Genomic DNA, 26807 nt, shown 5'->3' on the forward strand with positions numbered 1-26807 from the left:
TCACCCCATGTCGGCGTCGCGCGATTGTGCCGCGCAAGGTCTCCTGGTGAGCGGCTAATGTCGGCGGGATGCAAGCGCATCCACTGGTGACCGAGTACCTGCGGCTCGGGTTGGCATTCGACCGGCTCGAAGACGGGTTCGTGGACGCGTTCACCGGGAATCCGGCCCTGCGCCGCGAAGTGGCGAACGCACCGGCGCCGGAACCACGGCAGCTGGCCCGCCGGGCGGCCGAGCTGCGTGCCGGATTGCCCGATGCGGGGCTCGGCGCGGAGCGCACCGAATTCCTCGACGTGCACCTGCGCGCGCTGGAATGTTCCGGCCGCAAGTTCGCCGGGGATGACATCGGTTTCGTCGACGAGGTGCGTGCCTACTTCGACGTGGACATCGCGCCGGGCGACGTCGAGGACTATCGCGACGCGCACCGGCAGATGGACGAGGTGCTCGCCGGTGTCGGCCCGCTGGCCGAGCGGGTGGCCGCCCACCGCAAGGCCGACGAGATCCCGCCGGAGCGGTTGTCCGCCTGTGTCGAAGCGTTCTCCGGTGCCCTGCGTGAGCTGGTTCGTGACCGTTATCCGCTGCCCGACCACGAGCACGTCACCTATGCGGTCGTCGGCGACAAGCCATGGTCCGGCTTCAACTACTACCTCGGCGACTATCACTCCCGCGTCGCGATCAACTCCGACCTCAAGCAGCACATGGCGCACCTGCCGTCGCTGATCGCACACGAGTCCTACCCCGGCCACCACACCGAGCACTGCCGCAAGGAAGCCGGACTGGTCGCCGCGGGCCAGGCCGAACAGACCCTGTTCCTGGTGAACACCCCGCAGTGCCTGATGGCCGAGGGCCTCGCCGACCTGGCCCTGCGCGCCATCGTTGGTCCCGGCTGGGGCAAGTGGGCCAAGGAGATCTACGCCGACCTCGGCCTGCGCTTCGATGGTGAACGGGCGGAACGACTTTCGACCGCGTCGGCGAAGCTGCTCAGCGTCCGTCAGGATGCGGCACTGCTGCTGCACGACCGGCATCGCAGCGAAGACGAGGTCGCGGAGTTCCTGCAGACCTGGAGCCTGGCCACCCCGGAACGCGCCCGCCAGTCCCTGCGCTTCCTGTCCTCGCCACTATGGCGCGCCTATATCTCCACGTACGTGGAGGGTTATCGCCTGCTCGGTGGTTGGCTGGATCGCGCCGTCGATGTGGACGAGCGTGCCGACCGCTTCCGTCGCCTGCTGGACGAGCCGCTCACGCCGGGCGCGCTGCGCCAAGCCAGCCGCTCATAGCGAATGATCCAACGGGACATGGGGCGGGGTGATGCCGCCACCACGTCCCGTTGATCATGAATGCCGCATTCGGGCGTCGTGCCGCACGGTGCGATCCCCTCCGGTCCGTGCCGGGCGGTCCGACAGCCGCGACTGCGAACTCGCCGACGCTGTGGCCGGCGAAATTCGGTGCGCTACTGGATGACCGCGCGGTTCTGGCCGGCGGAGCGGGTGCAGCTGATCAGGGACAGCTGGCGGAGTAGTCCTTCGATCGGGTTGGTCGGTAGCGAGACCAGGGTGAACATGGGGCTCCCTCGAGACAGGGTGTAGCTGATTCCACCTGTAAACCGGTGGAATCGGGTCGTCTCGTTACGTCTCGCAGCGCCCCGAATGTGTGTGCCCCGAGTGGCGGGGGCAGCGGATGGTCAGGCGTTGGTGAAGGTGATGCGCACCGAGATGGGGTCGCTCTCCAGCGCTTTCATGGTCCACTCCGCGGCGGATTCGGGGACGCGGCCCTTGGCGAAGCTGCGGGCGCGGGCGATCACGTCGTCGTCGGGGACGAAGGCGGCGGTGCCGGTGTACCAGCGTTTGCCTTGGCGCAGGCGGACTTTCGGGTCGGCCACAATATTGCGGGCCCAGCCGGAACGGCGGCCGTGCTGCGAAATGAGCCACGCGCCTTGGTCGTCCACCGACACGGTGACCGGAACCCGGCGTGGCTGACCGGTTTTCGCGCCGGTGGTCTCCAATTCGGCGAGCAGGGCCGAGCGGATGCCGATGCGGTCGAGCAGGCCGACGGCAGGGTTGGCCAGGTAGCGGCCGATGAGGCGTTCGCGGCGGAACTTGCGGACGGCGGCGCTGGTGCTGCGATCACTCATGGCGAGACTCCCTGTCGCTCAGCGGTTTCCGCGAAGGATGACGCAGGTGGTTGTGGCGTGCGCGACCAGCCTGCCCTGTTCGTCGACGACCCGGCCCTCGGCGGTCGCGGTGCTGCGCCCGACGTGGATGGTGGTGCCGGTGGCGGTGAGTTTCTGGCCGTCGGTGGGGACGGCGCGGATGTAGTTGACCTTCAGTTCCAGCGTGGAGTAGCTGACGCCCGCGTCGAGGGTGGAGTGCACCGCGCAGCCCATGACCGAGTCGAGCAGAGTGGCGCAGATGCCGCCGTGCGTGGTGCCGAGCGGGTTGGCGAAGTCGGGGCGGGTCCGCAGCGAGAACACCACCTTGCCCTGCTCGAGCAGGTCCGCCTCCATGCCGAGCAGATCGCCGATGAACGGCGGGCGGTCCTTCATCGTCATCCCGAGGCGGAGCATTTCCAGGCCCGTCAGTTGCGCGAGGTCGATCGTGGCTTCCGACATGAATTCATCCTTTCGGTGAACCGATCGGTCCACATCTGTCATGATTGGAGCATGGACCGATCGGTTCATGCAATAGCGCTGGAGGAGGCGGGTCGCGTGCGAGACGTTCATGCCGCACCCGCGCCGCCGATAGCGGGCGGGATCTCTGGTCGACCGCCGCGCAGTGGTATGAGTCACAATGGCGCCCGTCCTACCGGCAACTTCCATCGGACAGGGGGTGGCGGATGACCACAGGCCCACGCGCTCGACTGATCGATAGCGCGATCGAACTGGTCTGCGAGCAAGGCGTGGCCGCCGCGGGTCTGGCCACACTGCTCGAACGCAGCAAGACTTCGCGCAATTCGCTGTACCAGCATTTCCCGTCCGGCAAGAGCGAGCTCATCGCGACGGCCACCACCATCGCCGGCGCGCGCCTCACGGCGGTGATGGAGAAGATCACCGTGTCGCGTCCGCCCGATCGGTGGTTCGACGCACTGTTCGGCTGGTGGGTCGCCGTGCTGCCCGCGAGTTCATTCCGCACCGGCTGCCCGATCGTCGGCGCCGCGCTCGCCGAATCCGAGCCGGACGTACAAGCCTCGGCCGGTGCGGTATTCGCCGACTGGCACGAGAAACTCGGCACCGGCTTCGCCGAGGCCGGCATGTCCGCCGAAGACGCGAGTTCCTTCGCCAGCTTCGTGATCAGTGCGATGGAGGGCGCCATCGTGCAGTCGCGCGCGGTGAAATCCACCAAGCCGCTGACCGACGCGCAGCAGCACCTTTCGGTCCTGCTCGACCGCTACCTGCCACCCGTCAGCGACCGCTGACGGGTTCGAGACATGCGACGAACCCCGTGCCGAACAGCACAGTGGCGGCCCATAGACTGTGACGGTGACGCAGACGACGGCCTCGGTCAATACTCAGTCTCTCGGTGAGCTCGACCCGGAGCTCGCCGCCGCGATGGCGGGTGAGCTCGCCCGCGAACGAGACACCCTCGAGATGATCGCCTCGGAGAACTTCGTGCCGCGCGCGGTGCTGCAGGCGCAGGGCAGCGTGCTCACCAACAAGTACGCCGAGGGCTACCCCGGCCGCCGCTACTACGGCGGTTGCGAGCACGTCGACGTCGTCGAGACCCTCGCCCGCGACCGCGCCAAGGAACTCTTCGGCGCCGAATTCGCCAACGTGCAGCCGCATTCCGGCGCGCAGGCGAACGCCGCGGTGCTGATGGCGCTGATGAACCCCGGCGACAAGCTGCTCGGCCTCGACCTCGCGCACGGCGGTCACCTGACCCACGGCATGCGGCTGAACTTCTCCGGCAAGCTGTACGAGACGCACTTCTACGGTGTCAGCAAGGAAGACCACCGCATCGACATGGACGAGGTGCGCAAGATCGCGCTCGAGGCTCGTCCGAAGGTGATCGTCGCAGGCTGGTCGGCTTACCCGCGGCAGCAGGACTTCGCCGCGTTCCGCGCGATCGCCGACGAGGTCGACGCCTACCTGTGGGTGGACATGGCGCACTTCGCCGGTCTGGTCGCCGCCGGTCTGCATCCCTCGCCCGTGCCGCACGCGCACGTTGTCTCCTCCACCGTGCACAAGACCCTCGGCGGTCCGCGCTCCGGCCTGATCCTGGCCAAGCAGGAATTCGCCAAGAAGCTCAACAGCGCGGTGTTCCCCGGCCAGCAGGGCGGCCCGCTCATGCATGCCATCGCCGCCAAGGCCGTCGCCTTCAAGATCGCCGCGGGTGGTGAGTTCAAGGACCGTCAGGAGCGCACCCTGTCCGGCGCCAAGATCCTGGCGGAGCGGCTCACCGCCGACGATGTCAAGGGCAAGGGTGTCAGCGTACTCACCGGCGGCACCGACGTGCACCTGGTGCTCGTCGACCTGCGCAACTCCGAGCTCGACGGTCAGCAGGGCGAGGATCTGCTGCACGAGGTCGGAATCACGGTGAACCGCAACGCCGTTCCGTTCGACCCGCGCCCGCCGATGGTCACCTCCGGCCTGCGCATCGGCACCGCCGCTCTGGCCACCCGCGGCTTCGGCGACACCGAGTTCAGCGAGGTCGCCGACATCATCGCCACCACCCTCGCCGGCACCTCCGATGTCGAGACCCTGCGCGGGCGCGTCACCAAGCTGGCGCAGAGCATCCCGCTCTACGACGGTCTCGAGGACTGGCGCCTGCTGGGCTGACGTTCCACGAATCCGCTCGACGGGCTCGCATATTCGGTAGATCACCGGATGTGCGAGCCCGCGTCGTATGTGGACGTCGATCAGCGCCAACGCGAGGTGTCCTAGGTGGACGAGCCCGGCTCATCATGATCAACGGGACATGATGGCGGCGATACTCGCGCAATGCCGCCGTCATGTCCCGTTGGACATGCTTATCGGCCCGACTGCCCGGGACCGTCGTTCATCCGGAGGCGGGCGTATGCGGATGTGGTCGGCGAGCTGGTCAGAGTGCGTGTCGCCGAGCGGTGCGGTGGCGCGATCGCACTAGTGTTTTCGCGGATCGCCCTCGCTTGTCCGTCGGGCGCGGGACGCTGATTGTGCAGGTAGGTGACTCGACTCGACGCGGAGGCAACCTGGTGGTCGGCAGGCGTGTGGTCCCGGTGGTCTGCACGCTCGTGGTGCTCGCCGCAGGTGTGTCGTCGGCGGCGGCCGCGGCGCCGTCGGATGTCTATGTGTCCGTCGGCGAGTCGAGTGCGGCGGGACCTTTCATCGCGGAGCAGATCTACCCGCTCGACTGTTTTCGCTCCGATCACAACTACGCGCACCTGACCGCCGACGCGCTGGGGCTGACGTTGCGCGATCCGGCGTGTTCCGGGGCGAAGATCGCGAATATGTATGTGGCACAGTCATTGCCGCTCGGCGGCACGAACCTCCCCCAGCTGGACGCGGTGACTACGGACGCGTCGATCGTGTCGGTGGATTTCGGCATCAACGACTACGCCGACGACGGCTGGACGGCCACCGCGCTGGTGCCGAAACTCGCCGCGCTGCTCGGCGATATCCGCGCCCGCGCGCCGCAGGCCAGAATCTTCGTGATGGGCAAGATCCAGCGGCTGCGTGCGGGCGGCTGCTTCCCGACGGTGCCACTGCTGCCGACCCAGGCCGACCAGATCTACGCCGGTGTCGAAGCCGTCAACGCGGTGCTGGCCGACCAGGCCGCGGCCAACGGCGCCACCTTCGTCGATGTCTACCCGGCGAGCGTCGGCCACGATGCCTGCGCGCCGGAGGACCTCCGCTGGACCGAAGGCGTCGTCCCGAACTCGCCCGCACAACCCTTGCACGCCAACGCCGTTGGGCATCAATACGAGGCGCGAATGCTCACCGAAGCGATCCGAGGGACCACCTGATCGCCCGCAAGGTTCGCCGATCGACGGCACCGTCGCCTTGGGCGGCAATCGGTTTCAGTTCGGGGGGAATTCGATGCCCTCGTCATCGCGGCCCAGCAGATGCTGGTAGTAGCCGTCGGTGAGTGCGGCGCCTTCGGCGGACACCAATACGGTTCACGCCGAATCCATCCTGGCTCTGGCGCGCGCGATCGCCTCGTCCAGGTAGCGAGTCAGGTCGGCGCTGGTGCCTGGACGGATCATCAGGGCGCGGTTGGCGGGGACCTCGTAGTAACGGCCGTCGGGGGTGTCGATCCAGCGGAGGCGGCCGGTGCGCAGCGGTTCGGCGTTGCGCGGGCCGAGCAGGACGGCGGCGACGCCGCGGGTGACGCAGGGTTGGCGCCAGAAGCGGCGGTAGCGCTCCTTGACCTCGCTGGCGGGTGCGCTACCGAAGTGGTCGGGGCGTTCATCGTTGAGATCGTCCAGCAGGAAAGACTTTTCGCCCGTGGTGCCCGCGGCGGTCTCCGGCAACAATCGGACAAGTTCGGTCGCGAGCTGGTCGACGCGGCATCGGCGCAACTGGACTCGGCCGCCGGTCGATGCGGGCGTCTGCTGCGCGATCACACCGGCGCCGCCGCGCGTGGCACAGCCGATCGCGCGCATCTCGATGCCGTCGCGGGTGTTGTCGTAGCCGAACAGCTCGATGCGCCAGTCGGGTTGGGCGAGCACGGTGATGGCGCGGGACAGCGGGATGCGCTCCGTGCGGGCCAGCTCGTCGCGGAAATCCTGTTGGTAGGCCTGGTATTCGCGCAGACCGGGGAAGCGGCTGGTGAAGCGGAACGGAAAGGGCAGGCGATCGAGACCGGTACCGAACCAGGCGGCCGCGAACTGCTCTGCCGACAGCGACCACTGCGCCGTCATTTCTCCCCGATCACCGGCGGCACAGTCTTTTCCACCTCGCCGAGCAGTTCCTTGGCGTGCTCTTCGGTGCGCAGGTAGCCCGCGGTCTTGTGTTCGCCGTCGTCCTCACCCCTGGTGCGGCCGCCGTGCGGAAACATGCCGGGATAGCCCGACGTTCCCGGTGCGCCGGGTCGGCCGGGAGTGACGGTGGGCTGAGCGCCCGCCGCGACCGGTTGGGTGGCGGGCAGCGGCGGCCGGGAGGTGCCTGGGCCACCTGCTTCGCGGACCGGACTCGCCGGGGTGCTCGGGCGATCGCCGACGCTCGGTGCGCCCGATCTGTTCGGGGTAGCCGACGTGCTCGGTGTCGCGTTGAACGAGGCGGGCGTGACGGTCGTCGGTGTCGAGGGCAGTGTCGTGGTGGGGAGCGCCGTCGTGATCGGGTTCGCCGAGATGGCCGGGGTGGTGGCCGGAGAGGCCGGGGTGGTCGCCGCCGTTGTCGTCGCGGCCGGGGTGGTCGATGTGCCGTTGGTCTGATCCGGCGAAACAGACTGCGGGGCATCCTTTTCCGGGGTTTTATCGGATTCGGGCGTGCCGGTGTTCGTCGGCTCGTCGGCCTTGTTCGTCGACTGGTCGGTTTTGTCGCTGGGTGCCTGTTTACTGGAATCCCCAGTGCCAGAACCGTTGTTGTTGTCGGGACTCTGCACCGGGCCGGGGATCGTGCCCGTATCGATGCTGCTGTCCCCGCCGGGCGGTAGCGCGGAGACCGGGTTGATCGGCGGCGGCAGCGTCGGAATGGCTGGCGCGGTGGTGCCGTACGGCTGGATGTACTGGGTGGTCATGTCGTCGCGGGCCTGTTCCTCCGCGGCGTTCCGCAGCTCGGGCCCGCGTGGATTTGTCGAGGTCTCCACTACGTCGGGCACCGATATCTTGAACTTCGCGGCCGCGCTCGCCGCCTGCGACAACGGTGTGGTCTGCGCGTTCAGTGTGTCGCCGAAGTCGCCGACCTGGGTCGCGTAGTCGCGGATGCCGCGCACCGCGTTATCGGCCGCCGCACCCTCCCAATGCTGTTCGACCGCCTGCTTGATGGCGGTCTCGAATTGGTGACCGGCGTCCTTTACCGCCGTCGAGATCTTCGACCACGCGTCGAACACGCTGTCGAGCCCGCCCGGGTTCATCTGGTCGGCGGCCTGCTTGATCTCGGCGTGGGTAAAGCTTTGCGCGTTCTCCGGATTGGTGATCGCGCGGCCATCGGTTTGTTTCATGATCGCTCCCCCGTGGGGTTGTTCAGCTGCCCGCGGGCAGCAATGGTGCGACTGCTTGGGCGATGTCGGTGGCGATATCGCAGGCGACGAGGTTCTTGTTCGCCGGTGTCGGCGGAATGTTGGTCACGATGTAGAGCGAGCCGGTGCGCATCTCGATGTTGATCGAACACCCGCCGGGGACGTTGGGCTGAGCCTCGTAGCGCACCGCCTGCCGTGCGCCCGTCGGGATCTCGACGGCGGTCGGGAACTTCTCCCGCACCTGGGGGATGGTGCCGTTGGTCGTCTCGATGAGGAAGCCGTAGCTCGCCTTCGCGACGTAACCGCAGCCCTTCCAGGTGATCGCGCCCGCACTGTTCTGCTTCGGTTCCGGCAGTTTCGCGTTCCATTGATGTTGGGCCAAGAACTGCGGTGTCAGTGCGGTGCACGGGTCGAAAGCGTTGGCAGGGTTGGCTTCTGCCGAGGTGGCAGGGGTGGTCGCGGACGAGGTCGCCGGTGGTGGTGTGCCTGCCGCCTTGTCATCGGTGCAGCCGGTCAGCAGCAGTAGTCCGGCCGCCGCTGCCGCGAAACCGGTTCGGGCAGTGGCTGTTGCACGGGAGCCGAGGTTCATACGTTGAGCTCCCGCAGCTTGGCGGCGAACGCCGCGTCGGTGCGGACGTAGGTGTCGCGGATGGCCGCGAACATGGCCTGGATCTCCTGGGCTACCGCGATGTAGTCGGTGAGGGTGTCGTAGGCGTTGTTCGGGCCGCCGAATGCTTTCTCGCGGAACATGGTGACCAGTTCGATGGCGGAGGACAATCGAGGATTGGCTTCGCCTAGGCCCCAATACGATTGCTCACCGAGTGCCCGCGCGTCGGTTTGCACCCCGACCAGCGAGTCGATCAAGTCCTGACATGCCTTGTCGATATCGACGAACCCTTGCGGATCCATCCGCACCTTCAGCGCCCCGGTTTTCGCATCCTCGATGTACCCGGGAAACGGGCTGTCCACCGCCATCACCGTCCCCTTTCATGAGTGCCTCTGACCCTATAGACGCGCCCCACCCCGGTTCGGTTCCATCGAAACACAGCCAATTCTCCGGTGTCAGCACATCGGCGGATCGGCCAGCGCATACCGGTCGGCCTGGTACCGGTGCGCGGGCCGAAACTTCCGCGCGGCCAACGGTTTCAGTTGATCTCGGTGGCGCCGACCATGGCCGGGTAGTCCCGCAGGTCGATGTCGTTGGCGGCCCTGTCGGCGTACTTCATCATCAGCGTGAACATCCGCGATCCGAGGAACCAGTTGCGCATCGTGATGCCGCGCGCGGTCTTCGGCGCGAGGAACCTGCCCGCGTTGCTGTTGCCCGCGATCTTGGCGTAGCGCTTCATGATCTCGTTGTAGCGGGTGAAGGCGATCGCGTAATCGCCGTCGGCAAGGGCGAGTTCGCCAGCGATCACATAGGCGCCGACCACCGCGAGCCCGGTACCGAAGCCGCCCAACGTGTTTCCGTATGCCGAATCGCCGACCAGCGCCACCCGTCCCTTGGTGTAGCTGCCCTTCAGCTTCGCCTGGCTGATCGAGTCGAGGTAGAAGTCGTCGAAGTCGGCCATGTCGTCGAGCATGCGGCTCACCTCCCACGACACATCGGCGTAGACCTCCTCGACGATGCGGCGCTGCGCCTCGGTGTCGTCGCGGGAGTAGTCGAGCTCGGGGGAGGCGAACATGTACAGCTGCTGGGCTTTCGCGCCACCGGTGACCGCGAGCTTGCCCGGCGCGTTGTGCGCATAGCCGGTCATGCGTTCGCGCGGTCCGCTGCTGTCCTTGTGCCATGGGTTGGCACCGGCGACGCAGTAGTAGTAACCGAGGTAGGTGACGAAGTCCTCTTCCGGTCCGAAGGCGAGCTTGCGCACCCGGGAGTGGATGCCGTCGGCGCCGAAGACCAGGTCGAAGGTGCGGGTCGGGCCGTGCTCGAAATCGACGTGCACGCCGTCGGTGAATTCGGTGAGCGCGCTGATCGAATCGCCGAACAGGTATTGGCAGTGCTCGGCGGTGCGTTTGTACATGATCTCCGCGAGGTCGCCGCGCAGGATTTCCACGTCGCCGCCGGTGAAGTCGCCGGACATGACGGCGAGCCGCTCGCCGTTGTCGTCGACGTACACCGTGTCGGTGGTGCCGGTCCGCCGCTCCTTGATGTCATCGAGGATGCCCATGCGCTCGAGCACGGTGAAGTGGGTCTTGCCCTTGAAGTCGACGGCCTGGCCGCCTGGGCGAAGGCTGGCGGCACGTTCGACCACGGTGACGTCGAAGCCGTAGCGGTGCAGCCAGTAGGCGAGAGCCGGTCCCGCGATGCTGGCGCCGGAGATGAGGACGGTCTTGTTACGCATGATTACTCCTGTGGCCTTTATCTGCGTCCGATGGAATCTGTTTCCGTGGGACACGAATGAGCGTATGGTAGACACAGTTTCGAGTCAAGACGTTCTCCGGAAGGATCTGGTCATGCCGACACCGACCACCGTTCAGCTGCTGTGGGGCACTCAGCCGCGGTCCAAGCGCGGGCCGAAGCCCGCTCTGTCACTGGAGGGGATCGTGGCCGAGGCGATCGCCCTCGCCGATGCCGAGGGGCTGGCGCAGCTGTCCATGCAGCGATTGGCCGAGCGCCTCGGCTTCACCAAGATGTCGCTGTACCGGTACGTGCCAGGCAAAGAGCAGTTGACCGCGCTGATGCTCGACGCCGCCATGGGCACGCCGCCGGATAACACTGCGGCGCAGGGGGATAGCGAAACGTGGCGCGCCGGGCTGCGGCTATGGGCCGAGTCGATTTACGAGCGTTACTGTGCGCATCCGTGGGCGATCGAACTCACGCTCGGCGCGCGACCGTTCGGCCCCAACGAGATGGCATGGACGGAAAACGCGCTCGTCGCGCTCGACGGCACCGGCCTCACCGGCCCGGAACGGCTCGACACCATCGTGTTGGTCAACGGCCACGTCCGCAGCCTGGCTCAGCAGCTTCAATCCCTTGGTGCTGACCCGACGCTGGAGTTGGCCGACCAGCTCGCCGAGATGATGACCGCGGCGGGCGATCGCTACCCGGCCGTCGCCGCCGCTTTCGCCGAGGATGCGGCTGCGGGCTCAGGCAGCTCGAATGACGCGCTGAACTTCGGCATCGAACGCGTCCTCGACGGTCTGGCCGTCCTGATAGCCCGCCGGGCGGGCGGGTGAATCGGCACGGTCGACGTTCGCGGGGCTGCCGGACGGACCGTCCTCGGCCTATCGTCGGACCATGACTCAGGACCTCGAAGTTCAGCAGGACGCGATCACCACCGTGCGGAAGTTCCTCACCGCGCTCGAAGTCGGCGCCGTCGCGGAGGCGTTGGAGTTGCTGCACGCGGACATCGTGTGGAAGAACACCTCGCTGCCCGACCTCGCCGGCGGTGCGGCGCGCAAGATCCTGCAGGGCCTGGATCGGGACGCGTTCGGTTTCGCGGTCGAGATCCACCACATTGCCGCCGACGGCAACATCGTGCTCACCGACCGCACCGACATTCTGCGCTTCGGCCCGGTGCGGATCGCGTTCTGGGTGACCGGCACGTTCGAACTGCGCGACGGCCGAATCATCCTGTGGCACGACCACTTCAGCTGGGAGAACTTCCTGCGCGGTACGGCCGTCGGGGTGTTCCGCGCCGCACTGTCGCGCGGCTGAACCCACGCGGCCGGGCTCAGTCCTGAGTCGGCTGCTGCTCGAGCACTTTTCGCCAGCGCTCGGCGGACTCGAGGATGTCGCGGCCGATGAAGTCGAGGTACCGGCTGGTGTTACGCGCGCGGGCCCCGGCCGGTGTGCTGCCGAATGCCTCGGCACCGAGCCTGGCCACCTCGGCCAGATCGTTCACCTGTTGCGCGCTGACCAATGTCGCACGGACCCAAACGTTTTCGTCGACGACGTAGCGATCCCGCCGACTGCGCGCATCGCGTTCGCGCTGGATCAGCCCCTGCGCTTCGAGGATGCCGACGGCCGAGGAGATGGTGGCCGGGCTGACCCGGAGTCGTTGCGCCAGTTCGGCGGCGGTGAGGCTGCCGCTGTCGGTGGTGTACAGGCAGGCCAAGGCGGCTGCCGCGGTCCGTGGCAGACCGGTCCTGGTGATCTGTGCGGTGAACCGGGCGAGGAATTCGTCGACCGCCGCGTCGCCCGCGGCTGGGGGAGTGACGGCCGCCGTGTGCGACCGATGCCTGCGGGCGCGTTGCTCGGTCGCCTTGTGCGCGCGTCCAGGGTGGTAGCGACTCGGGCCACCGTTGCGGATGACCTCGCGGCTGACGGTGGAGGTCGGTCTGCCCAGTTGTCTGGCGATCTCGGCGTATCCGAGACCTTCCGCGAGGCCGTCCGCGATCTGCCCGCGATCGTGTTGGGTCAGCCTGCCACCCGGCATGGGCTCGCCTCCTGAATATCGATCGAGCACGCGGATCCAGTATTGCGCTCAGTGGCACATCATTGCAATACCGAAGCTGATCATGCGCATTCATCGGCATAATCATTGCAATTCAGATTTGGAATCTACCAGCTTAAATGGCGATATAGCGTGCTTGGATCGTTGGCTATCTACTGAACGCAACGTAGCGTTTGGATGTAGCCAAAACACGATCGAAGTAGGAATCATGGTGAATCAACCAGCCGCCGAGGCCATCGAACTCCCCACCACTCGCCCGCCCGGCTGCCCCTTCGACCCGCCCGCCGAACTGGCCGCCCTGCCCTCGCTGGTCCGGATGAACTTCCCCGACGGCCATCGCGGCTGGCTCGCCACCAGTCACGCGACCGTCCGCGCGGTCCTCGCCGACCCCCGTTTCAGCGTGCGCTACGAGCTGGGCCACAACCCGACCGCCGATTTAGGCGCGGCGCCGCCCGCGCCGCCGGGCGACATGCTCGGTGTCGACCCGCCGGAACACACCCGCTACCGAAAGCTGTTGGCTGGCAAGTTCACCGTGCGCCGGATGACCATGCTCACCGAGCGCGTCGAGGAGATCACGACCGATCACCTGGACGCTATGGCACGCGACGGCGGGCCGGTCGATCTGATCGAGGCGTTCGCCTTCCCCGTCCCCGCGCTGACCGTGTGCGAGCTGCTCGGTGTTCCCGCTGTCGATCGCGATACCTTCCGTGACTACGTCGCCGCGAGCAACGACTTCACCTTGACCATGGACGAGCGGATAGCGGTCTACGCGGCGGGCGAGCGGTACATCCACGAACTGGTGCTCGCCAAACGCGCCGAACCGACCGACGACCTGCTCAGCGATCTCACCGGCAGCGACCTCGACGACGACGAGCTCGCCGGTCTCGGCACGCTGCTGCTCGGCGCCGGCCTCGACACCACGGCGAACATGCTGGCGCTCGGCACTTTCGCGCTGCTGTCGCGGCCGGGCCAGCTCGCCGAGCTACGCGCCAGACCCGAACTCGCCGACCAGACCGTCGAGGAACTCATGCGCTATCTGAGCATCGTGCACACCACGTCGCGGACGGCGCTCGCGGAAGTCGAGCTCGACGGGCAGGTGATCAAGCCGGGGGAGACGGTCGCGCTGTCGATCCAGGCGGCCAATCGCGACCCGGCCAAGTTCGACGAGCCGGACACCTTCGACATCCGGCGCAGCGCGGTCGGGCATCTCGGCTTCGGGCACGGCGTGCATCAATGTCTTGGTCAGCAACTCGCCCGCGTCGAGATGCGGGTCGCATTGCCCGCCTTGCTGAATCGCTTTCCCACCCTGCGCCTCGCCGTCGCCGCGCAGGACGTCCCGCTGCGGCACGACTCGGACATCTATGGCGTGCACCGGCTCCCGGTCACCTGGTAGCTCAGCTGTGCTCGTTCAGGTACTCCAGATAGAACGGCCGCAGCACCTCGGCGATCTCGCCGTCGCCCGCGTGGAAGTAGTCATCGATCATCGGCAGCACGTACTTGATGTCGGCTTCGCTCTCGCCGAGGTTCCCCGCGGCGGCCTCGGCGGCCGGAATCGAGGTGAGCAACCGCCACAGGAACTTGACGTCCCCGTGCCGCACGGCCACCTTCACCGCGCGATCGTGCAGTTCCTTCGACGACAGCTTCTCCAGGTCCTCGTTACCGGCCATAGCAGCGACTCTAACGGGCGCGGCAAGGCGGAGTCTGCCCGCGGCCACGCGTCGCGCCGAACCGCTCGAGATCACCGCCGAGCGTCTCGCGCCGACCGGGGTGCCGAGCAGCGACGAAGTGAGGTTTACCGCAAATTCACGGACACGCCTACCTGTGCGGGAGCGGGGAACCGTAGTTCGACGGTAGCGTCGATGGTGCGGGCCGCGGCGGTGTGGCTCGTACGGGAGGTCCTGACCGTGACTGAGCTAATCAGTTCGAGGGGGCCGGCACCCGGCCCTCGTGGCTTCTGACGGTAACGCCAGATCCCATCAGGACGGACCGGTCCAGCGAGATCGTTCGTGCGGGTGCCGCGCGGACAAAGAGGAGCCCACCGTGACTGCTTCACGCTCCGTTCCCGCTCCCTCGGCGCAATCCCGTTCCGCGAAAGGCGGAACCGCCGCGAAGGGGGCACACCCCTCGCATTCCCCGGCCGATACCTTTGTCATCGACACTTCGGTCCTTTTGTCCGATCCCTGGGCGTTCACCCGGTTCGGCGAACACGACGTCGTGCTACCGCTGGTGGTCATCAGCGAACTCGAAGGCAAACGGCATCACCATGAATTGGGCTGGTTCGCGCGGGAAGCCCTGCGCAACCTGGACGATCTTCGCCTGCAGCACGGCAGGCTCGATCAGCAGGTGCCGATCGGCACCGAGGGTGGAACGCTGCAGGTGGAACTGAACCACACCGATCCCGCGGTCCTTCCGGTCGGATTCCGCACCGACACCAATGATTCCCGAATCCTGGCCTGTGCACTGAATCTGGCGGCCGAGGGCCGCCAGGTGGTGCTGGTGTCCAAGGACATTCCGCTACGGGTCAAAGCGAGTGCGGTGGGCTTACAAGCCGACGAATACCACGCACAGGACGTCGTCACCTCCGGCTGGTCCGGCATGGTGGAACTCGACGTCAGCACGGCGCAGATCGATCAGCTCTACTCCGATTCCGTCCTCGATATCGATGACGCTCGGGAACTGCCATGCCACACCGGAATCCGGTTGTTGGGCAGTAGCTCCAGCGCGCTCGGCCGGGTCACCCCGGACAAGCGGGTCCAGCTGGTGCGTGAACGCGAGGCGTTCGGCCTGCACGGCCGTTCCGCCGAGCAGCGCATCGCGCTGGATCTGCTGCTGGACGAGAGCATCGGCATCGTCTCGCTCGGCGGCCGGGCAGGCACCGGCAAATCCGCGCTCGCGTTGACCGCGGGCCTGGAGGCGGTGCTGGAGCGGCGAACTCAGCGAAAGGTGGTTGTCTTCCGTCCGCTCTACGCGGTCGGCGGTCAGGAACTCGGCTACCTGCCTGGTAGCGAGAGCGAGAAGATGGGCCCGTGGGCCCAGGCGGTCTTCGACACGCTCGACGGGCTGGCCAGTCGCGAGGTGATGGAGGAGGTGCTCGCCCGCGACATGCTGGAGGTGCTGCCGCTCACTCACATTCGCGGCCGGTCGCTGCACGACTCGTTCGTGATCGTCGACGAGGCACAGTCGCTGGAACGCAATGTGCTGCTCACGGTGCTCAGCCGGCTCGGCACCGGCTCGCGGGTCGTGCTCACCCACGACGTGGCCCAGCGGGACAACCTGCGCGTCGGCAGGCACGACGGCGTTGCCGCGGTGATCGAAAAGCTCAAGGGTCATCCGTTGTTCGCCCACATCACGCTGACCCGCAGTGAGCGCTCGCCGATCGCGGCACTGGTGACCGAGATGCTGGAGGAGTACGGCCCCAACGCCTGAGTTGGGTGGTGTGTTTCCCCTCACAATTGCCGGGTAATATTCCGGCGATAGCTGTTCGGCATGACCCGGCGTGTCCCTAGGTGATTCGCCGGGTCATTGCTGAACATCGGCCTAGGCTGCCAGCGGCGTCACCGAGTCGGCGGCGTCCTCGGTAGCCACTTTCGAGAGGATGGAAATGCACCACTTCGCTCGACGAACGGCTGGATACACTGCTCTGCTCGCCGCCGCCGGACTGATCGTGACCGGATGCAGCAAGGACGACAACAAGAACGACAACAACGCGGCGGCGTCGATCACGACCACCGCGGCCGCGATGCAGCACGGTGACGAGCACGCCTCCGGTGCGGCGGAGGAGACCAAGATCGCCACGCAGCGCGGTGACCTCACCGTCTCGGGTGCGATCTTCGACAAGTACGTGGCCTCGGGCGGCCCGGCCGGTGCGCTCGGCGCTCCGCTGGAGGCGCAGGAGTCCGGCCCCGAGGACGGCAAGTACCAGGACTTCGTCGGCGGCACGGTCTACATGGCCAAGGACGGCGAGGCGCACATCGTCTGGGGCGAGATCCGCAAGGCGTGGGAGGACAACGGCGGCGCCACCGGCAAGCTCGGCTACCCGACCAGCGACGAGAAGGACATCGCGGGCGGCAAGGAGAGCGACTTCTCCGGTGGCACCATCACCTGGGTCGACGGTAAGACCACCGTCATGCCGAAGCAGTAGTCGGTTCGGCGTCCGGGACGGCCGAGCCGGTCCCGGACGCCCGTCCAGTCTCATTCGAAATCCCCGTATCACGGGCTCAGCCGCTAGGTTGTCTAGGTGCAAACTCTCTTGACCGATCGCGAGTTGCTCGAATCCCTCGCGCTGGACGTGGAATCCATTCTGCGTCGTCACATCGACGCCGCCGACGGATGGCAGCCGCACGACTACGTGCCGTGGGACGACGGCCGCAACTTCGCGTTCCTCAGCGGGACCGACTGGGCGCCGGAGCAGTCCGAGCTCAGCGAGGTCGCCAAGCTTGCCCTGACCGTCAGCGTGCTGATCGCGGACAACCTGCCCTCGTATCACCGCGAGCTCGGCAAGTACCTGCGCACCGGCGCGTGGTGGCGCTGGGTCGGCCGGTGGACCGCCGAGGAGAACCGCCACGAGATCATGATCCGCAACTTCCTCATGACGACCAGGTCGGTGGACCCGGTCGAGCTGGAGCGGATGCGGATGACGCACATGACCACCGGTTTCCGCCGTCCCGGCCTGCACCTGCTCGACGTGCTCGCCGCGTGCGCGTTCGAAGAGGTCGCCGCCGCGATCCGGCATCGCAACATCGCGGCACTCGGCGAGAACCCGATGGTCACCGCGATCGCCGAGCGCATCGCGCTCGATGACGAGCTGCAGGCGGTCGTCTTCGCCGAGCTGGTCGAGGCTGGCCTGAACGTGGCGCCGGATCAGGCGCTGCGTGCCATCGCCGACCAGGTGGCCGCCTTCCGGGTGCCCTCGGTGACGCTGGCCGACGGCCGCAACAGCGACGACGTGCTCGCCGCGGCCGGGATCTACGACCGGGCCGACGAGGACGAGCTGGTCTTCAAGCCGCTGCTGCAGCGGTGGAACGTTTTCACGCGGACCGATCTCGGCGAAGCGGGCGAAAAGGCCCGCGCCGAACTTTCGCACCTGCGCTGAATCACCCCTGGTCGGCGCGTTGATTTACCGCGCCGACCGGATTCTTTTTCTTGCTTCGCGAAAATGTGATGAAACGCACGTCGCGTTGCCAGCGATTAGCTGTGTACATCCGCATTGTGCGGAAGCAAGAAAGGAAAGAATCATGATTGCAGCAATTGTTGGTGGCCTCGTCGCACTATTCGGCGTCGGCGCCTCTGCGTTCCTCGCCGCACTCGGCATCTTTTTGTGATGCCAAGCGTGGGTACGTCGACTTCGGCTGATGTACCCGCGCACACGCTCGCTCGAGCGTCACGTTGGACCATGAGGGTGTTCAACGTGACGCTCGACGTAGCGTCGAAAGTTATTGCTACTTACCGTCTTCGACCTTCGCCATCGACAGCACGTCCAATCGCCGGTCGAGTTCTTCCTCGGTGAGCTTCTCATCGAGCAGACCGCGATCGATAACCGTCTGGCGAATTGTCTTCTTCTGCTTCAATGCTTCCTTGGCGACCGCCGCCGCTTCCTCGTAACCGATTGCCGAATTCAACGGCGTCACGATCGACGGTGAGGATTCCGCCAAAGTCCGGAGGTGGTCGACATTGGCGACCAGCCCGCGCACACACCTGTCGGCGAAGAGCCGGGAAACGTTGGCGAGCAAGCGAATCGACTCGAGCAGATTGCGCGCCATCACCGGGATATAGACATTCAGTTCGAACGCGCCGTTCGCGCCGCCGAACGCGACAGCGGCGTCATTACCGATCACCTGCGCCGCGACCTGGGTAACCGCCTCCGGCAGCACGGGATTGACCTTGCCCGGCATGATCGAACTGCCTGGCTGCAGATCGGGCAGCTGGAGTTCGCCGAGTCCGGTCAGCGGGCCCGAACCCATCCAGCGAATATCGTTGGCGATCTTGGTAAGACTGACCGCCACGGTGCGCACCGCGCCAGACGCCTCGACCAGCCCGTCCCTTGCCGCCTGCGCCTCGAAGTGATCCGACGCCTCGCGCAGCGCGTCCAGACCGGTCGAGCGGACCAGTTCCGCGACGACCTTCCCGCCGAAACCATCGGGCGCGTTGAGGCCGGTGCCGACGGCGGTGCCGCCGATGGGCAGCTCGCCGAGGCGCGGCAGCGTCGCGAGGAGGCGTTCGATGCTCGCGGCGATCTGCCTGGTGTAGCCGCCGAACTCCTGACCGAGCGTCACCGGCACCGCGTCCATCAGATGGGTGCGGCCCGACTTGACCACGGTGCGCCACTCGGTCGACTTGTCGAGCAGGGCGAGCCGCAGATGATCCAGTGCCGGAACCAGGTCGGTGATGACCGCCTCGGTGGCGGCAAGATGCACGGCGGTGGGGAAGGTGTCGTTGGACGACTGCGACATGTTCACGTCGTCGTTCGGGTGCACGGTGACGCCGTTCGCCTTGGCGATCGAGGCGATGACCTCGTTGGCGTTCATGTTCGAACTGGTGCCGGAACCGGTCTGGAACACATCGATCGGGAACTGGTCGTCGTGCTTACCCTCAGCGATCTCAGTGGCCGCGGCGATGATGGCGTCGGCCTTGGCCGGGTCGAGCAGTCCGAGATCCCGATTCACCTTGGCGCAGGCGGCCTTCAGCAGGCCGAGCGCGCGGATCTGCGCACGCTCGAGGCCGCGTCCGCTGATCGGGAAGTTCTCCACGGCCCGCTGGGTCTGCGCCCGCCACAGGGCGTCCACCGGAACCCGAACTTCGCCCATCGTGTCGTGCTCGATCCGATACTGCTGCGTCTCCTCGGTCATGATTTCGACCCTATGCCGCACCAGACGGCCATGGGGCTGCCACGCCTGTAGTGATTCGCACACGCGGACGGTGGAATAAGAAAAGACGCGCAGGCGGTATGCCTGCGCGTCTTTCCGGAGTCGGTGCCGGGATCAGGGCAGCGGCGGGACCGCGTGCTCGTCGCCGATGAAATCGACCGAGGAGTACTCGCGCAGCTTGGTCAGGCGGTGGTAGGCGTCGATCATGCGGACCGTGCCGGACTTGGAGCGCATCACGATCGACTGGGTCGACGCGCCGCCGCCGTAGTAGCGCACGCCGCGCAGCAGGTCGCCGTCGGTGACGCCGGTGGCGCAGAAGAAGACGTTGTCGCCGGCCACCAGGTCCTCGGTGGTGAGCACGCGGTCCAGGTCATGGCCTGCGTCGATCGCCTTCTGCCGCTCGTCGTCGTCGGTGGGGGCCAGCATGCCCTGCAGTTCGCCACCCATACAGCGCATCGCGGCGGCGGCGATGATGCCCTCGGGGGTGCCGCCGACGCCGACCAGGATGTCGGTGCCGGAGTCGGGCCGGGCCGCGGCGATGGCGCCCGCCACGTCACCGTCGGAGATCAGCCGGATGCGCGCGCCGGCGTCGCGGACCTCCTGGATCAGTCCGGCGTGCCGGGGCCGGTCCAGGATGCAGACGGTCAGGTCCGACTTGGACAGGCTCTTGGCCTTGGCGACCCTGCGGATGTTCTCGCCGATCGGGACGGAGATATCGATCACGTCGGCGGCGTCGGGGCCGACCGCGATCTTGCTCATGTAGAACACCGCGGACGGGTCGAACATCGCGCCACGCTGGGCGACCGCGAGCACCGCGATGGCGCCGGGCGAGCCCTTCGACATCAGCGTGGTGCCGTCGACCGGGTCGACCGCGAAGTCGACCTCGGGACCGGTGCCGTCACCGACCAGCTCGCCGTTGAACAGCATGGGCGCTTCGTCCTTCTCGCCCTCGCCGATGACAACGACGCCGCGCATGGACACCGAGTTCACCAGCTGCCGCATCGCGTCGACGGCGGCGCCGTCGCCCCCCTCTTTGTCGCCGCGGCCGACCCACCGGCCCGCGGCCATCGCACCGGCCTCGGTGACGCGGACCAGCTCGAGCGCGAGGTTGCGGTCCGGCGCCTCGCGGCGGCTCGGTGTCGGGGAAGATGCCGTCATTGCGGGGTGCCTCCTGTGCGTCGGTACAAAATCCATGCGCCGCGCGCGGGGTCCTTCGTGGTCACGCAAGCTGCCTGACCGCGCGCGTCGGTCCGGACGATTGTCTCACTCGAACTGAGACGGGCGTACACCCTGCTCGCCGGTTCGGGGTGCGAGAAGGGCCACCGGACGCGCGAGTGGATACTGAGTGCGTGTCCCCACAAAAGCCACGCATCATGAACGACTACCGGGATCTGTTCTGGTCGTTGATCCCGCTCGTGTTGATCGCCGTGGTTTTCGCGGGCCTGGCGAGCCAATGTAGCTTTGCCGCAAAGGGTCCGACGCAGGGACAGATTCCCCACTTCGATGTGCAGGCGGCGCTGACTTCGGACGCGCACAGCCTGCCATTCCCCATTCGGAACCCGGCCGTCCCCAGTGCCTGGACCCCCAACTCCGGCAGCCGCGAGAACATCAGCGGCACCGGCGGCGGCCCGATCAGCACTGTCGGCTATATCACTGACCACGGCGCCTACATGCGCTTCAGCCAGAGCAACGCGACCGAGGAATCGATGTCGCGTTTCGTCCTCGGCTCCCGCTACGCCAGCGGCACCGAGCAGATCGGCGACCAGAAGTGGATCGTCTACTCCGAGCCAGGCTCGGAACCGGCCTGGATCGCCGACCTCGGCCAGTCGCGCGTGCTCATCACCGGTGCGGGCCAGCGCGACTCGTTCGTCACGCTGGCCCAGGCCATCACCGGGGCACAGCCGCTCAAGCCCTGAGTCAGCAGGGTGCGACCCACGTCAACCCCGCTGCTTCTGTTGCTTCCCCGAGCCGCTTGTCGTAGGTCACCAATGCCGTGAGGTCGGCCGCCAGTTCTATGGCTGTCGCGAGGTGCAGCGCGTCGAGGCTCCGGACCGTGGCGGGTGATATCGCTGCGGCGTTCGAGCGCACGATCCCATCCATGTCGAGTCGATCAACGCGAGCAAGGACCCCTGGAACATGGATCAGATCGGCTGGCGCGGCGGCACGCACCGCCCGAACCAGCTCGACCTCGACGAGGGCGGAGGCCACCCACGGCGCATCTGGCCGATCATCGAGCCAGCGCATCAGCGCGGCGGATTCGGCCTCCAGATGGACGAGCTTCACCAGCGCACTGGTGTCCAGATACAGCATCAGTAACGCTCGTCGTCGCGCATCGTCTGCAAGGCCGCGCTCGCCTGGCCCTCGGCGTCGATAGATTCCCCGGCAAGGCGGCGGCGCACGTCGGCAAGCAGGTCGGTTCGACTCCTGGTTGCCGGTCGCATTCTCCCCTCGGCCAACATCCGTGCCCGGACATCGTGCTCGGCGTCTACCGGGACAATCCGGCCGATGATCTTGCCGCGTTCGGTGATCTCTACCGTTTCGCCCGCTTTGACCAGAGCCAGGCATCGAGCTGTGTGATGCGAGAGTTCACGGATGGGTATAGCGGTCATGAACTAATTGTGCCACAAATAAGTGCCACATGCGTGCTGCCTCGCTCAGCGGTGGCTGACCACGTTGACGATGGTGCCGCTCGGATCGCGGACGAAGAAGCGGCGCACGCCCCACTCTTCGTCGGTCAGCGGGTAGACGATGTCGGCGCCTTCGGCGGTCATCGTTGCGTGTACCGCGTCCACGTCGTCGACCTCGACGCTCATGTTCGGCTGCAGCTTTTCCGCGTCGGGGCCGACGAGCAGCACCTGGGCGGTGGGGTTGGCCGGGGAGACCATGGTGACGACCCAGCCGAGGTCCATCGCTTCTTCGAAGCCGAGCAACTTGTAGAAGTCGCGGCTGCGCTCGATGTCGGTGGTGCGGATGTCCGGCGTAGCCCGGCGGATCGTCATTTGTCGTCCTCGAGATCGGTGCGTGACAGCGCGTCCTCGACGCGCTTTCTGGCACCGGCGAGGTGTTCCTCGCAGCGGTTGGCCAGCGCTTCACCACGCTCCCACAGGGCGAGCGACTCGTCCAGGTCGAGACCGCCCTGCTCGAGCATCTTCACGACATTGACCAGTTCGTCGCGGGCGCGCTCGTAGCCGAAGGTGGCGATCTCAGCCAGTTCGGTCTCGGGCTCGGCCAAGGTCAGCTCCTCCTTGTTTCGGTGTCTTCGGTGGGTCGTTGCGCGCCTAGCGACTTGGTGCCGAGCGCGGCCGCGGCGACGGCGCCGTCGGCGACCCTGATGCGCAGCTGGCTGCCCGCGGGCGCGTCCTCGATCGTGCGCACCACGTGCCGCTCGGTCCCCGCGACGCGCTGCACGACAGCGTAGCCACGGGCCAGGGTGGCGGCCGGGCCCACCGCGGTCAGCTTCTCGCGCAGGTGCCTGGTCGCGGTGGCCTCGGTGCGGATGAACTGTTCGGCGTTGCGCCGGGCCGACGCGCGCAGGCGTTCGACTTCCTCACGGCGGCGGTCGATTTCGCGCAGCGGGTCGGCCAGCACGGGACGGGAACGCAACTGGGTCAGCGCGCGGGTCTCGCGGTCGACCCAGCCGCGCAACGCGGCGGCGGAGCGGGCGCGCATATCGCGCACACCGGCCAGTTCCGCGGCGGCGTCGGGGACAACGCGTTTGGCGGCGTCGGTGGGGGTCGCGGCGCGCAGGTCGGCGACCAGATCGCTGAGCGGGTTGTCCGGCTCGTGGCCGATCGCGCTCACGATCGGGGTGGTCGCGGCGACGATCGCGCGGCACAGCGCCTCGTCGGAGAAGGGCAGCAGGTCCTCGACGCTGCCGCCGCCGCGGGCGAGCACGATCACGTCGACGGCCGGGTCGCGGTCGAGCTGCGCGAGCGCCTCGAGCATCTGCGATACCGCGGTCGGTCCCTGCACCGCGGTGTTGCGGATCTCGAAACGCACTGCGGGCCAGCGATTTCTGGCCACGGTCAGGACATCGCGCTCGGCGGCGCTCGCGCGGCCGGTGATCAGCCCGATGGTCGTGGGCAGGAACGGGATCGGCCGCTTGAGCCGAGCATCGAAGAGTCCCTCGGCGGCAAGCAGTGCCTTGAGCCGCTCGATCCGGGCAAGCAGCTCGCCGATGCCGACCGGGCGAATCTCGATGACCCGCAAGGACAGTGTGCCGCGGCCGGTGAAGAACGACAGCTTGCCGTAGACCACGACCCGGCTGCCTTCCTGCAGCGGGATCGGGGACTTGCGGATGAGGTCCGGATCGCAGGTCACCGAGAGCGACATGTCCGCGGACGTGTCACGCAGCACCAGGAACGCGGTGCGGGTGCCTGGCCGCAGGTTGATCTGGGTGATCTGGCCCTCGACCCAGATGCTGCCGAGCCGGTCGATCCACTGCGCGACCTTGATCGCGACGGAGCGGACCGGGTACGGCTGTTCGGCGGAGTTCGCCGGAGCGGCGGGGGCGCCGTCCTGGATGCCTGGGGCAGGTGTGCGCGGCGGGCCGGGGTTGTCCCGGCCAGCCGTCGACGCGGAGGTCTGAGGTTCGGTCACTGGGCCCGCACGGTGGCGATCCGATTCGTCAGCATGGTCACGAACGGCGCCCTGGCCTGGGTCTGCTGCTCGTAATCCAGCAGCGCGGCGAGGTCTTCGACGGTCAGCATGCGCAGGCGGGCGCGCAGCTGCGCCAGGGTCATGTTGAGGTAGTCGTAGCGGGTGGCTACCTCCGGCTCGGTGATCTCCGGCGCGGGAGCGATCTCCGGCGCTGGTTCCGGTTCCGGCTCAGCGGTTTCCGGCTCGGCGACGGTCTCGACCGAGGCGGTGTGGCCGTTGCGCTCGGTCGCGCGGACGGCGGCTTCGTCGGACAGTGCCTCGCGGGTGGTGAAGGTCGGCGATTCGGGTTCGTCGGCGGCGTACAGGTCGAAACGGCTGGTGCGCGCCGTTGCGCCGCTCGGGGTTTGCTCGGTATCGAGGTCCTCGTCGAAGGTGGCCCACTCCGGCTGTTCCTCCGGATTGTTGCCGAGACGATCGAAGACCGCGTCGCCCTTGAGCGCGAGGCTGGTCACGAACTGCTGGACGTGCATCGTCGTCTGCAGCATCTGGCTGATGGCGGTGATCGGCAAATTCATTGCGGCCGTTGGTAGCCGGCGAGTTTCCTCTATGGCGTATACGGCGGCCCCGGCGGCTACCCTGGCCAGGAACGGTGGTCGAAACATGGTCCTAGCCTGCCCGAAATGGTGTGCTATGCAAAGGTCGGGGCTCACGGGAGTGATTCTGGCGCATGGAACGGCGTGCGCGGCGCACGCCTCGCCGCCGCGCGGACAGTTCGCGGGCGCGATGCCGGACAGCGCACAGCACAATGCCCGGACAGCGCATAGTCGGTGCACGCACGTAAGCTGTCGGCATGTCCACGGCCATACCCTTGAACGTCGGAATCGCCCGCTCAGCGGGTGCCGGAACCGCCGATCCCGTCGGCGGCAAGCGGGTGCTGCTCGCGGAGCCGCGTGGGTACTGCGCCGGTGTGGACCGAGCGGTGGAAACCGTGGAGAAGACCCTGGAAAAGCACGGTGCGCCGATCTACGTGCGCAAGGAGATCGTGCACAACCGCCACGTCGTGGAAACGCTGCGTGAGCAGGGCGTCATCTTCGTCGACGAGACCGACGAGGTGCCGGAGGGCTCGGTGGTCGTGTTCTCCGCGCACGGCGTCTCACCCGCGGTGCACACCTCCGCCGCCGCGCGCAACCTGCACACCATCGACGCGACCTGCCCGCTGGTCACGAAGGTGCACCAGGAGGCGAAGCGCTTCGCCCGCGACGACTACGACATCCTGCTGATCGGCCACGAGGGCCACGAGGAGGTCGAGGGCACGGCGGGCGAGGCGCCCGACCACGTGCAGTTGGTGGACGGCCCTGCCTCGGTCGACAAGGTCACCGTTCGCGATGAGTCGAAGGTGATTTGGCTCTCACAAACCACGCTCAGCGTCGACGAGACGATGGAGACGGTGCAGCGGCTGCGCGAGCGTTTCCCCGCGCTGCAGGATCCGCCGAGCGACGATATCTGCTACGCGACCCAGAACCGTCAGGTCGCGGTCAAGGCGATGGCGCCCGAATGCGATCTGGTGATCGTCGTCGGCTCGCGCAACTCCTCCAACTCGGTCCGCCTGGTCGAGGTCGCCCTCAACGCGGGCGCCAAGGCCTCCTACCTGGTCGACTACGCCCGTGAGGTAGACCCGGCCTGGCTCACCGGCGTCCGCACCATCGGCATCACCTCCGGCGCCTCGGTCCCCGAGATCCTCGTTCGCGGTGTCCTGGACATGCTCGAGGAGCACGGCTACGCCGACGTGCAGCCGGTTACCACCGCCAACGAAACCCTCGTCTTCTCGCTGCCCCGAGAACTGCGCACCACCCGCGCGCGGTAAATCCGTCGCGTCGCGACCGCCTGGCCTGGCACCATCGGCCGAATGCCAGCAGTCATGACATCCGACCAACTCACCGCCCGCACCTCACGAGCCCTCGACGCGGCCATCGCCGCGGGCCGTGACCTCGGGCTGACGGTGACCGACGCGAAGATCCTGCACGATGTCTTCTCCGTGGTCGTGCACCTCGCTCCGGCACCGGTGGTGGTCCGGGTACCCACTGTCCTGCCCGCGCACGTCGACCTCGACGCTCAGGCGGCACGCCAGCGGGTGGAGCTCGACGTAGTGGCGTGGCTCGCCGAACAGGGCTACCCGGTGATCCCGCCCAGTCCACTGGTGCCGCGGGAACCCGTGCGGCGCAACGGTTTCTCGATGACGTTCTGGCAGTTCGTCGAACAGGACCAGAGTGTCGAGCCCGACTACGTGCACAACTCCCGCCTGGTCGTCGACCTGCATGCCGCGCTGCGCGACTACCCGGGCGAGCTGCCGTTCCTGTCCTCGGCCGAACCGGCGATGGTCACCGACGGGTTTGCCGCCCTCGTCGCCCGCCCCGACCTCATCGACCCCGACGATCTCGACCGCGCGCGGCGGGAATGGGCGATCTTGGCACCGATCGTCCGGTCGCGCGCGGAGTTCGAGGCCGCGTTTCCCGGCGTCGACCTACAGCCGATCCACGGAGACTCTCCCGCGGTCAACATCGTCCCCACCTCGGGTGGCGCGTTGTATGCCGACTTCGAGCTGGCCACGTTCGGTCCGGTCGAATGGGATCTGGCGTTCCTCGGCCCCGAGTGCGAGGCCGCCTACAACGCCGAGGCCAAGCGCCGAGGACTGCGTCAGCTGGACGAGCGCGTGATGCGTTTCATCAACGCCGTCGGCACGTCGAGGACGGTGGCGTGCCTGGCGCTGGTGCCGCAGCTGCCCATGCTCGCCGAGGCGTTGAAGCCGGCCATCGAGAACTGGCGAACGATGCCGTTTGCTGGTGGCCTTGGTAACTGAC

Annotated in this window: 30 protein-coding genes; 13 read left to right on the forward strand and 17 right to left on the reverse strand. The window is 67.3% G+C overall.

What is annotated here, in order from left to right:
- The first annotated feature begins 68 nt into the window (after positions 1–68).
- Positions 69–1274 (forward strand): DUF885 domain-containing protein, encoded by a 1206-nt coding sequence (locus OG203_RS32150; protein ID WP_405160980.1) that lies wholly within the window; start codon positions 69–71, stop codon positions 1272–1274.
- Between the two features lie 404 nt (positions 1275–1678).
- Here OG203_RS32150 and OG203_RS32155 read toward each other — a convergent pair whose 3' ends face one another.
- Both OG203_RS32155 and OG203_RS32160 read right to left on the reverse strand, forming a co-directional pair.
- Positions 1679–2128 carry a nitroreductase family deazaflavin-dependent oxidoreductase gene (locus OG203_RS32155; protein WP_405160981.1) on the reverse strand — a complete coding sequence of 150 codons (450 nt, stop codon included), beginning with the start codon at positions 2126–2128 and terminating at the stop codon, positions 1679–1681.
- An 18-nt stretch (positions 2129–2146) separates the two neighbouring features.
- The gene (locus OG203_RS32160) at positions 2147–2605 is read right to left on the reverse strand and encodes a PaaI family thioesterase (RefSeq protein WP_405160982.1); all 459 of its coding nucleotides are present in this window, start codon (positions 2603–2605) and stop codon (positions 2147–2149) included.
- A 224-nt stretch (positions 2606–2829) separates the two neighbouring features.
- Between OG203_RS32160 and OG203_RS32165 the strand changes: the two genes are divergently transcribed.
- The 3 genes from OG203_RS32165 (at position 2830) to OG203_RS32175 (ending at position 5934) form a co-directional block, all read left to right on the forward strand.
- Positions 2830–3408: a TetR/AcrR family transcriptional regulator gene (locus tag OG203_RS32165; protein ID WP_405160983.1), complete on the forward strand. Its 579-nt coding sequence runs from the start codon at positions 2830–2832 to the stop codon at positions 3406–3408.
- A 64-nt stretch (positions 3409–3472) separates the two neighbouring features.
- On the forward strand, positions 3473–4768 hold the full coding sequence (gene glyA, locus OG203_RS32170) for a serine hydroxymethyltransferase (RefSeq protein WP_405160984.1): 1296 nt from the start codon (positions 3473–3475) through the stop codon (positions 4766–4768).
- A gap of 173 nt (positions 4769–4941) precedes the next feature.
- Positions 4942–5934: an SGNH/GDSL hydrolase family protein gene (locus OG203_RS32175; RefSeq protein WP_405160985.1), complete on the forward strand. Its 993-nt coding sequence runs from the start codon at positions 4942–4944 to the stop codon at positions 5932–5934.
- 153 nt (positions 5935–6087) lie between these two features.
- Here OG203_RS32175 and OG203_RS32180 read toward each other — a convergent pair whose 3' ends face one another.
- From OG203_RS32180 to OG203_RS32200, 5 genes are all read right to left on the reverse strand, one after another.
- Positions 6088–6831, reverse strand: a complete 744-nt coding sequence (locus OG203_RS32180) for an ESX secretion-associated protein EspG (RefSeq protein WP_405160986.1) — start codon at positions 6829–6831, stop codon at positions 6088–6090.
- Positions 6828–8072 carry a hypothetical protein gene (locus OG203_RS32185; protein WP_405160987.1) on the reverse strand — a complete coding sequence of 415 codons (1245 nt, stop codon included), beginning with the start codon at positions 8070–8072 and terminating at the stop codon, positions 6828–6830. The genes OG203_RS32180 and OG203_RS32185 overlap by 4 nt, the downstream gene beginning before the upstream one ends.
- Before the next feature lie 22 nt (positions 8073–8094).
- Positions 8095–8679 (reverse strand): DUF3558 domain-containing protein, encoded by a 585-nt coding sequence (locus tag OG203_RS32190; RefSeq protein ID WP_405160988.1) that lies wholly within the window; start codon positions 8677–8679, stop codon positions 8095–8097.
- Positions 8676–9065 carry a hypothetical protein gene (locus OG203_RS32195; RefSeq protein ID WP_405160989.1) on the reverse strand — a complete coding sequence of 130 codons (390 nt, stop codon included), beginning with the start codon at positions 9063–9065 and terminating at the stop codon, positions 8676–8678. Before OG203_RS32195 ends, OG203_RS32190 begins: the two co-directional genes overlap by 4 nt.
- A gap of 170 nt (positions 9066–9235) precedes the next feature.
- Positions 9236–10432, reverse strand: coding sequence for an FAD-dependent monooxygenase (locus tag OG203_RS32200; protein WP_405160990.1), 1197 nt, complete (start codon positions 10430–10432; stop codon positions 9236–9238).
- A gap of 112 nt (positions 10433–10544) precedes the next feature.
- Here OG203_RS32200 and OG203_RS32205 point away from each other — a divergent pair, with 112 nt between their 5' ends.
- Together OG203_RS32205 and OG203_RS32210 are read left to right on the forward strand one after the other, a co-directional pair.
- Positions 10545–11267: a TetR/AcrR family transcriptional regulator gene (locus OG203_RS32205; protein WP_405160991.1), complete on the forward strand. Its 723-nt coding sequence runs from the start codon at positions 10545–10547 to the stop codon at positions 11265–11267.
- Positions 11268–11328: 61 nt separating this feature from the next.
- The gene (locus OG203_RS32210; RefSeq protein WP_405160992.1) at positions 11329–11748 is read left to right on the forward strand and encodes a limonene-1,2-epoxide hydrolase family protein; all 420 of its coding nucleotides are present in this window, start codon (positions 11329–11331) and stop codon (positions 11746–11748) included.
- Between the two features lie 16 nt (positions 11749–11764).
- Here OG203_RS32210 and OG203_RS32215 read toward each other — a convergent pair whose 3' ends face one another.
- Positions 11765–12469 carry a helix-turn-helix domain-containing protein gene (locus OG203_RS32215; protein ID WP_405160993.1) on the reverse strand — a complete coding sequence of 235 codons (705 nt, stop codon included), beginning with the start codon at positions 12467–12469 and terminating at the stop codon, positions 11765–11767.
- A 226-nt stretch (positions 12470–12695) separates the two neighbouring features.
- Here OG203_RS32215 and OG203_RS32220 point away from each other — a divergent pair, with 226 nt between their 5' ends.
- Positions 12696–13880 (forward strand): cytochrome P450, encoded by a 1185-nt coding sequence (locus OG203_RS32220; protein ID WP_405160994.1) that lies wholly within the window; start codon positions 12696–12698, stop codon positions 13878–13880.
- A gap of 1 nt (position 13881) precedes the next feature.
- On the opposite strand, the gene OG203_RS32225 is transcribed toward OG203_RS32220, so the two are convergent.
- Entirely contained in the window at positions 13882–14154 is a 273-nt protein-coding gene (locus OG203_RS32225; RefSeq protein ID WP_405160995.1) for a hypothetical protein, read from the reverse strand.
- A gap of 373 nt (positions 14155–14527) precedes the next feature.
- Here OG203_RS32225 and OG203_RS32230 point away from each other — a divergent pair, with 373 nt between their 5' ends.
- From OG203_RS32230 to OG203_RS32240, 3 genes are all read left to right on the forward strand, one after another.
- Complete coding sequence (locus tag OG203_RS32230; RefSeq protein ID WP_150402248.1) at positions 14528–15913, forward strand: PhoH family protein; 1386 nt, start codon at positions 14528–14530, stop codon at positions 15911–15913.
- A 175-nt stretch (positions 15914–16088) separates the two neighbouring features.
- Positions 16089–16628: an LGFP repeat-containing protein gene (locus OG203_RS32235; protein ID WP_405160996.1), complete on the forward strand. Its 540-nt coding sequence runs from the start codon at positions 16089–16091 to the stop codon at positions 16626–16628.
- A 96-nt stretch (positions 16629–16724) separates the two neighbouring features.
- Positions 16725–17579 (forward strand): acyl-ACP desaturase, encoded by an 855-nt coding sequence (locus OG203_RS32240; RefSeq protein ID WP_405160997.1) that lies wholly within the window; start codon positions 16725–16727, stop codon positions 17577–17579.
- A gap of 346 nt (positions 17580–17925) precedes the next feature.
- Here OG203_RS32240 and OG203_RS32245 read toward each other — a convergent pair whose 3' ends face one another.
- A complete protein-coding gene (locus OG203_RS32245) occupies positions 17926–19332 on the reverse strand; it encodes a class II fumarate hydratase (RefSeq protein ID WP_405160998.1) in 1407 nt (468 codons plus the stop codon).
- A gap of 132 nt (positions 19333–19464) precedes the next feature.
- Complete coding sequence (gene glpX / locus OG203_RS32250) at positions 19465–20508, reverse strand: class II fructose-bisphosphatase (protein ID WP_396973834.1); 1044 nt, start codon at positions 20506–20508, stop codon at positions 19465–19467.
- Positions 20509–20699: 191 nt separating this feature from the next.
- On the opposite strand from glpX, the gene OG203_RS32255 reads away from it, so the two are divergent.
- Positions 20700–21266, forward strand: a complete 567-nt coding sequence (locus OG203_RS32255) for a DUF4245 domain-containing protein (protein ID WP_405160999.1) — start codon at positions 20700–20702, stop codon at positions 21264–21266.
- A gap of 1 nt (position 21267) precedes the next feature.
- Here the strand turns inward: OG203_RS32255 and OG203_RS32260 are convergent, their stop codons facing one another.
- The 6 genes from OG203_RS32260 to OG203_RS32285 form a co-directional block, all read right to left on the reverse strand.
- Positions 21268–21660 carry a type II toxin-antitoxin system VapC family toxin gene (locus tag OG203_RS32260; protein WP_405161000.1) on the reverse strand — a complete coding sequence of 131 codons (393 nt, stop codon included), beginning with the start codon at positions 21658–21660 and terminating at the stop codon, positions 21268–21270.
- Positions 21660–21959, reverse strand: coding sequence for a type II toxin-antitoxin system Phd/YefM family antitoxin (locus tag OG203_RS32265; RefSeq protein WP_405161001.1), 300 nt, complete (start codon positions 21957–21959; stop codon positions 21660–21662). The genes OG203_RS32260 and OG203_RS32265 overlap by 1 nt, the downstream gene beginning before the upstream one ends.
- 45 nt (positions 21960–22004) lie before the next feature.
- A complete protein-coding gene (locus OG203_RS32270; protein ID WP_405161002.1) occupies positions 22005–22349 on the reverse strand; it encodes a VOC family protein in 345 nt (114 codons plus the stop codon).
- Positions 22346–22582 (reverse strand): exodeoxyribonuclease VII small subunit, encoded by a 237-nt coding sequence (locus tag OG203_RS32275; RefSeq protein ID WP_405161003.1) that lies wholly within the window; start codon positions 22580–22582, stop codon positions 22346–22348. Before OG203_RS32275 ends, OG203_RS32270 begins: the two co-directional genes overlap by 4 nt.
- A gap of 2 nt (positions 22583–22584) precedes the next feature.
- On the reverse strand, positions 22585–23874 hold the full coding sequence (gene xseA / locus OG203_RS32280) for an exodeoxyribonuclease VII large subunit (RefSeq protein ID WP_405168071.1): 1290 nt from the start codon (positions 23872–23874) through the stop codon (positions 22585–22587).
- 71 nt (positions 23875–23945) lie between these two features.
- A complete protein-coding gene (locus OG203_RS32285; RefSeq protein ID WP_405161004.1) occupies positions 23946–24611 on the reverse strand; it encodes a lipid droplet-associated protein in 666 nt (221 codons plus the stop codon).
- Positions 24612–24799: 188 nt separating this feature from the next.
- Here OG203_RS32285 and OG203_RS32290 point away from each other — a divergent pair, with 188 nt between their 5' ends.
- Together OG203_RS32290 and OG203_RS32295 are read left to right on the forward strand one after the other, a co-directional pair.
- Positions 24800–25813, forward strand: a complete 1014-nt coding sequence (locus OG203_RS32290) for a 4-hydroxy-3-methylbut-2-enyl diphosphate reductase (protein WP_405161005.1) — start codon at positions 24800–24802, stop codon at positions 25811–25813.
- Between the two features lie 42 nt (positions 25814–25855).
- On the forward strand, positions 25856–26806 hold the full coding sequence (locus OG203_RS32295; RefSeq protein ID WP_405161006.1) for an aminoglycoside phosphotransferase family protein: 951 nt from the start codon (positions 25856–25858) through the stop codon (positions 26804–26806).
- Position 26807: the final 1 nt, after the last annotated feature.

The sequence above is a fragment of the Nocardia sp. NBC_01499 genome, from assembly GCF_045040275.1.
GTDB lineage: Bacteria > Actinomycetota > Actinomycetes > Mycobacteriales > Mycobacteriaceae > Nocardia.

Coding starts and splice junctions, on each gene's coding strand:
- OG203_RS32150 (WP_405160980.1), top strand. CDS start 69: ATGCAAGCGCATCCACTGGTGACCGAGTACCTGCGGCTCGGGTTGGCA.
- OG203_RS32155 (WP_405160981.1), bottom strand. CDS start 2,128: ATGAGTGATCGCAGCACCAGCGCCGCCGTCCGCAAGTTCCGCCGCGAA.
- OG203_RS32160 (WP_405160982.1), bottom strand. CDS start 2,605: ATGTCGGAAGCCACGATCGACCTCGCGCAACTGACGGGCCTGGAAATG.
- OG203_RS32165 (WP_405160983.1), top strand. CDS start 2,830: ATGACCACAGGCCCACGCGCTCGACTGATCGATAGCGCGATCGAACTG.
- OG203_RS32175 (WP_405160985.1), top strand. CDS start 4,942: ATGTCCCGTTGGACATGCTTATCGGCCCGACTGCCCGGGACCGTCGTT.
- OG203_RS32180 (WP_405160986.1), bottom strand. CDS start 6,831: ATGACGGCGCAGTGGTCGCTGTCGGCAGAGCAGTTCGCGGCCGCCTGG.
- OG203_RS32185 (WP_405160987.1), bottom strand. CDS start 8,072: ATGAAACAAACCGATGGCCGCGCGATCACCAATCCGGAGAACGCGCAA.
- OG203_RS32190 (WP_405160988.1), bottom strand. CDS start 8,679: ATGAACCTCGGCTCCCGTGCAACAGCCACTGCCCGAACCGGTTTCGCG.
- OG203_RS32195 (WP_405160989.1), bottom strand. CDS start 9,065: ATGGCGGTGGACAGCCCGTTTCCCGGGTACATCGAGGATGCGAAAACC.
- OG203_RS32200 (WP_405160990.1), bottom strand. CDS start 10,432: ATGCGTAACAAGACCGTCCTCATCTCCGGCGCCAGCATCGCGGGACCG.
- OG203_RS32205 (WP_405160991.1), top strand. CDS start 10,545: ATGCCGACACCGACCACCGTTCAGCTGCTGTGGGGCACTCAGCCGCGG.
- OG203_RS32210 (WP_405160992.1), top strand. CDS start 11,329: ATGACTCAGGACCTCGAAGTTCAGCAGGACGCGATCACCACCGTGCGG.
- OG203_RS32215 (WP_405160993.1), bottom strand. CDS start 12,469: ATGCCGGGTGGCAGGCTGACCCAACACGATCGCGGGCAGATCGCGGAC.
- OG203_RS32220 (WP_405160994.1), top strand. CDS start 12,696: ATGGTGAATCAACCAGCCGCCGAGGCCATCGAACTCCCCACCACTCGC.
- OG203_RS32225 (WP_405160995.1), bottom strand. CDS start 14,154: ATGGCCGGTAACGAGGACCTGGAGAAGCTGTCGTCGAAGGAACTGCAC.
- OG203_RS32235 (WP_405160996.1), top strand. CDS start 16,089: ATGCACCACTTCGCTCGACGAACGGCTGGATACACTGCTCTGCTCGCC.
- OG203_RS32245 (WP_405160998.1), bottom strand. CDS start 19,332: ATGACCGAGGAGACGCAGCAGTATCGGATCGAGCACGACACGATGGGC.
- glpX (WP_396973834.1), bottom strand. CDS start 20,508: ATGACGGCATCTTCCCCGACACCGAGCCGCCGCGAGGCGCCGGACCGC.
- OG203_RS32260 (WP_405161000.1), bottom strand. CDS start 21,660: ATGCTGTATCTGGACACCAGTGCGCTGGTGAAGCTCGTCCATCTGGAG.
- OG203_RS32265 (WP_405161001.1), bottom strand. CDS start 21,959: ATGACCGCTATACCCATCCGTGAACTCTCGCATCACACAGCTCGATGC.
- OG203_RS32270 (WP_405161002.1), bottom strand. CDS start 22,349: ATGACGATCCGCCGGGCTACGCCGGACATCCGCACCACCGACATCGAG.
- OG203_RS32285 (WP_405161004.1), bottom strand. CDS start 24,611: ATGTTTCGACCACCGTTCCTGGCCAGGGTAGCCGCCGGGGCCGCCGTA.
- OG203_RS32290 (WP_405161005.1), top strand. CDS start 24,800: ATGTCCACGGCCATACCCTTGAACGTCGGAATCGCCCGCTCAGCGGGT.
- OG203_RS32295 (WP_405161006.1), top strand. CDS start 25,856: ATGCCAGCAGTCATGACATCCGACCAACTCACCGCCCGCACCTCACGA.